Origin of the sequence: Bilifractor sp. LCP21S3_A7, from assembly GCF_052118825.1 — a bacterium.
Taxonomy (GTDB): Bacteria; Bacillota; Clostridia; order Lachnospirales; family Lachnospiraceae; genus Bilifractor.
This window is the reverse complement of sequence record NZ_JBQKGL010000024.1, coordinates 1-5,239: the sequence shown is the minus strand read 5'-3', so window position 1 is coordinate 5,239 and position 5,239 is coordinate 1. Positions and strand designations below refer to the sequence as shown.

At 46.1% G+C, this 5,239-nt stretch carries 3 protein-coding genes, 1 tRNA gene and 1 pseudogene; 3 read left to right on the top strand and 2 right to left on the bottom strand.

Features of this window, described 5'->3' with window-relative positions; genetic code table 11:
* Positions 1–164 precede the first annotated feature (164 nt).
* Positions 165–235 (top strand) — tRNA-Trp (locus ACTQ1O_RS13995).
* Between the two features lie 148 nt (positions 236–383).
* Here the strand turns inward: ACTQ1O_RS13995 and ACTQ1O_RS13990 are convergent.
* Positions 384–1,235 (bottom strand): MBL fold metallo-hydrolase, encoded by an 852-nt coding sequence (locus ACTQ1O_RS13990; RefSeq protein WP_441487788.1) that lies wholly within the window; start codon positions 1,233–1,235, stop codon positions 384–386.
* A 209-nt stretch (positions 1,236–1,444) separates the two neighbouring features.
* Positions 1,445–1,972 (bottom strand): annotated as a pseudogene (locus ACTQ1O_RS13985) (GH39 family glycosyl hydrolase); the annotation flags it as partial.
* Positions 1,973–2,389: 417 nt separating this feature from the next.
* Between ACTQ1O_RS13985 and ACTQ1O_RS13980 the strand changes: the two are divergent.
* Together ACTQ1O_RS13980 and ACTQ1O_RS13975 are read left to right on the top strand one after the other, a co-directional pair.
* Positions 2,390–3,394, top strand: coding sequence for a carbon-nitrogen hydrolase family protein (locus tag ACTQ1O_RS13980; RefSeq protein ID WP_441487787.1), 1,005 nt, complete (start codon positions 2,390–2,392; stop codon positions 3,392–3,394).
* Between the two features lie 384 nt (positions 3,395–3,778).
* Positions 3,779–4,663: a LysR family transcriptional regulator gene (locus tag ACTQ1O_RS13975; RefSeq protein ID WP_441487786.1), complete on the top strand. Its 885-nt coding sequence runs from the start codon at positions 3,779–3,781 to the stop codon at positions 4,661–4,663.
* Positions 4,664–5,239 lie beyond the last annotated feature (576 nt).

Genomic DNA, 5,239 nt, shown 5'->3' with positions numbered 1-5,239 from the left:
GTTACTAATCGGTCGAGGGTTTGACCTGAAGCATAAGTTGGAAGGAAAAGAGGGAATCCGGAGACGGATTCCCGGGAAGAGTTTGTGTGTTCAGTTTTGAAGGTATGTGTTATGATTTTTATGTTGGTACATTAGCCAGGTCATTTACATATCTTGAGTAATACAGGGGATTGGTCAAATGGCATGACAGAAGTCTCCAAAACTTTTAGCGGGAGTTCGATTCTCTCATCCCCTGCTTTTTAAATAAGCAGATGAAATCCGGCAAATGCTGAGAAATCAGTATTTGCCGGATTTTTTTCACCCAACATGAAAACTGAATGTGAAAACTTGTGATCTACGAATCAGATGGATTTTCAAGGAGTCTGGAGATGGCATCATCACAATTAAACTGATAATATGTAACCTTCTCCGGGAACAAAGATGTGAAAAGGAAGTTCCGGATGCAGGCGGTGGGCGAGATCCACAAAGGTTCCCGGGTTGATCTCGTTCACGTGGTACAGGTCCCAGTGCACGGGGATAAGCATGCCAGCATGCGTGTCTGCGGCAAGGGTAATTGCTTCCGTGCTGTCAAAGCAGCCGATAATGTCTTTCACGTTCCTCCGATAGTAATCCCGCCCGTTGACGGGAAGAATCAGTGCGTCGCAATTCATGATCCTGGATTCCAGGCCGTCGTATGGGCAGCAGTCGCCTGAGTGATAAATGGTGGCATGCCCGAAGGATATACGGTAGCCGACTTCCGCAAAGCCGCCCTGTTGATCCGGGTGGAGTTCTTCATGCGCGGCCGGAATCATCGTGAATGATATTTTATGACCGGGATCGAGTACGGTTGGACTGTCTATGACGGGCTGCAGGATCTGTTTCGCTGGAACGCTGCAATCGGAATAGACGCTGCAGACAGAGGAAGGACCGATGAAGATGGCTTTGTGGTTCACTTCTGCGATTTTATGGATTGTCCAGGGATCTGCGTGATCAAAGTGGGCGTGAGTGCAGAAAATGAAATCAAGAAAATCAAGATTCTCCGCCTGTATCGGAGCGGGATAAAGCCGTTCCCATCTGACGAGAGCGGAGCTGCAGTTTTTGTCCACGTAGTCTGACAGATAGCCGTCAATCATAGTATAGGTGTTCTGGTATTTGATGATGAAACCGACCTGTCCGATGTAAAACAGAGCTGCCTGATTCGGCAGAAGCTCCATATTTAAAATTTTGTCACGCAAATCTGATCTTAATTCTTTCACTTCTGATTCCTCCTGATACTATTATTTGAATCTGTTTTCTTGAGTGTACCTGTTGCCACTGGTTCGAGCACGGCGAGCCGTATCTCAAGCAGTTCCAGCTTTTCATCAAAACATAGGATTCCGTCCTCTGAGGCGGAGGCGATTCTCAGTTCTTACATGCAAAATTTTAGGCTCTTTGTTGGCAAAGACGGTGTAACGGTCCGTTCTTGTCATGTCAAATTTTTCCCCATTTGCGTATAAGTTGAAAAATGCTGATAGTTGTACATAAGGATCTGGTAAGTGCCGTTTTCTTCTGTCATAAAATAGCCGTCGCCTCTTTCAACGAGAGCGGAGCCAAGCTTTGCCAGCAGGAAGAAAGCAAAGTAGCTTGCCTTCGGGATTCCCTTCCGGGTAAAGAGTCCGCCGCCGCCGAAGAACGGCAGCTCCGGAATCGGCGCATCGGACATGAGATCGGTGAGAGACCAGAAAACATAGATGCTTAGCCGGTCATAGTTATCCAGAATATTTTTCACGCGGGGCTGTCTGACGTTGTCGTTGAACAGGTATTTATTCGGATGCAGAGCAAGGACCCGGGGCATGAAGGATAACTGGATCCAGGGCCTGAGACCGATGGAATGCAGAAAATCCAGCACCATATCGACATAGGCAAAATTGTAAACAGGATTTTCGGATGCATCGGCAGCAGTGACGAAGAGGCGGTCGGAAAAAATACCGTTGAAACGCAGGTATCGCACGCCGGTATCCTCCCGGAGGCGTCAGAGCATCTGCTGGACATTCGGGAGAAGAATGTCGCCGGCGGAACCGACGGTCGCCAGATTTTCCCTTGATCATATTAAAACATAAATGATAAATGGTTTTCAAGACATAAGAGCGGCAGAGAAACTCAAATACCGTATCAGGGACTGGCTGACAGTGGTGCATCAAGAGCTGGTTGACATCGGTGCATCAGGGATCGATTGACAGGTGTGTATCAAGAATCAATTGACACCTGTCAAGTACAGATTGATTTCTTTTTTTGAAAAATGGATATATATTATGAGCATCGAAGACAAAGGCGTCGGGAGAGGGAAACCTCACCGGTGCCTTTTTCTTTTATCCCGGGAGAGAAAAGCATGAGCAATGTCAGCAGAATCTGGTAAAGGAGGAAATCAATCATGGCAAATTATCCGAAATACAAAGTAGCGGCAGTACAGGCGGCACCGGTTTATCTTGATCTTGCGGCAACGGTTGAAAAGTCCGTAAAAATCATTAAGGAAGCTGCCGATAATGGTGCAAAGCTGATCGGTTTTCCGGAGGGATTCCTGCCCGGATATCCCTGGTTTGCTTTCCTTGGAAGAGCACTTGACTATGTCCCGAGATTTTACCATCAGCTTTACCTCAACGCGGTAGAGGTTCCCAACGATGCACTTGCAAAAATCAGCCAGGCCGCAAGGGATAACGATATTTATGTATGCATCTCCGGATCGGAAAAAGACGGCGGATCCCTTTATCTCACACAGTTCTGGTTTGACAACAAGGGAAATCTGATGGGCAAGCATCGGAAGATGAGAGTGTCTGTCGCAGAACGTCTGATCTGGGGCGACGGTTCCGGTTCCCTGATGCCGGTATTCGATACGGAGCTTGGAAGACTCGGCGGATGCCAGTGCTGGGAGCATGATGTAGCTCTGGATATCGCAGCGATGAATGCCCAGAATGAGCAGGTTCATGTCGCTTCCTGGCCCGGATATTTCGATGATGATATCGCAAGCAAGGCATATGCGATACAGACCGGCGCATTTGTCCTGATGACCAGCTCCGTGTATGATGACCGTCTGTATAAGATGCTGTGCACCGATGAAAATGGCAAACTTGAGGAGGACCGTCTGGCATATTTCAAGACATTGAAGCAGGGTCATACCGCGATCATCGGACCGGATGGAAATCTCAGAAGCGATTATGTTCCGTCCGGTGAGGAAGGCATTGCGTATGCGGATATTGATCTTGAAGATATCATCGATTACAAGTATGGATTTGATGCTGCGGGACAGTATAGAAATCAGTATTTGACGCTGAACTTCTACAGAAAGCCGCATCCGTTCTGCAATTTCATCGGAGAGGGAGATCCGGAGCCGGTTTCCTATGATGAACTGCAGCCATACGCGGAGGATGAACAGAAGTAATTCTCAATGTATGCCTGAACCAGGATTTTTGCCGTCAGAATGGGTTGCATAAAGGGTGAACAGAAGCAATTCCCAATATATGCCTGAACAGGAGAAATCCGCTGTGTTGACAGGTTTCTGACAGTGGAATATATTGAAGACAGGGAAAAGAAAGAGGCAGTTCTTATACAAGGCTGCTTCTTTTTTGTAATTTACGCGAACAGCGAGCCACAGCCGAATGCAAAGCATTCGTGTGGGGCAAGCGTCGCGATAGCGAGATAAAACTCGCGCAGCGTGTTTTATCTCGTTTGGAAGGGATTCCCGGCAGTGCACGCACAAAATCACAATTCAGCAGAGTTCCCGGAGATTTTTTTCGTGTTGAGCATTTAACAGGAAGTGGGCAAAATGAATCTGAAGGATATGGAATGTTTCATTGAGGTCTGTGAAAAAAAGAGCATTACCGCAGCCGCGGAGGCAATGTTTCTCTCCCCGCAGGCGGTGAGTCAGACCATTCGCAGAATGGAGGAAGAAGTTGGCGCAGAGCTTCTGGTCCGTTCCCAGAAGGGAGTGGCGCTGAATGAGTATGGAAAGATTTTTTACGGTCATGCGTGCCGGATCATCGCGGATTACAATGGAATGACGGATTCCATCAGTGATCTGAAAAAACAGGAAAAGGGTTTCTTGCGCCTGGTTTCCGCGTATGGGGTTCTGCGTCTGTTGTCGCCCGAGTTCATCCATACATTCACGGATCAGAATCCCGGCGTGCGGCTGGATTATATGGAATTTCCGGATATATATATTGAAGAAAATGTCAGAAACAGGAAATATGATCTTGGATTTGTTCCGTATGTGAAGAAAGACCCGGAATTGAAATATATACCGCTTTTTTCGCGAGAGATTTTTTTTATTACACACAGGAAGAGCAGATATTACGACAGAAATGAAGTGTCTGTAAAGGAAATCAGCGAGGAGCCGGTGATTATCGAAAATGGTAATTTCATGATTCACCATATTCTGGAGGAAACCTGCAGAAAGGAAGGTGCTGATCTGGACGTGTATTTCAACACGAGTGGCTTCAGCCTTTGCTACAAGCTGTGCCGGGAGCAGGAAGGCAACACGGTCTCCATGGACTTTATTTTTGAGGATATGGGAAGCGATGATCTGCGGAAAATCTCGTTCGAGGAACATCCGCTCTGGAAGGTTGCGGCAGTTGTGAGGAAGGATATGCCGCTGACGGACAATGTCCGGAAGCTGATTGACTTTGCTGTGGAGTGGTGTGCAACGATCTGACGCAGTTCTCGATTCGGATTTTGTAATCCCTTCCATTGAGACACCGGTCAATGAAAGGAACAGTCCATCCCGGATTTTCCAAATATAAGAGCTGTATCATTTGATGTGCAGAGGATATGCCAACAAAATGAACGAATTGACGACACAATACATACAATAACCACGATATATAATAACAGAAGTGAAAAAACCGCGTAATTAAAGGATAAACGGACGCTGAAATTTTCTTCAAAAAATCTACAATTTCCTGTTGACAATCCTATAACCGGGTGGTAAAGTATCATTTGTCGCCGAGATACAGCGACAAAACAAAAGTAATACAGTTGTCGCTGAGTTATGGCGAAAGTATTACAGAATGAACATTGACAACTGAACAGTAAAACACATCCTCGAAAATTCAAATGAAGTTTTATAAAATTTTTGTTTGAACGATCGAAAGTATTCAACGGGTTATTGAACTGCCTAGCAGGGAGATAACGAATTGATTACGATCCTTTAAAACAGTAAAAAGGGATGAATTAGCCAAGTGTTAATTCTGAACGAATCAATCTTTTTTATGAGAGTTTGATCCTGGCT

Coding starts and splice junctions, on each gene's coding strand:
- ACTQ1O_RS13980 (WP_441487787.1), top strand. CDS start 2,390: ATGGCAAATTATCCGAAATACAAAGTAGCGGCAGTACAGGCGGCACCG.
- ACTQ1O_RS13975 (WP_441487786.1), top strand. CDS start 3,779: ATGAATCTGAAGGATATGGAATGTTTCATTGAGGTCTGTGAAAAAAAG.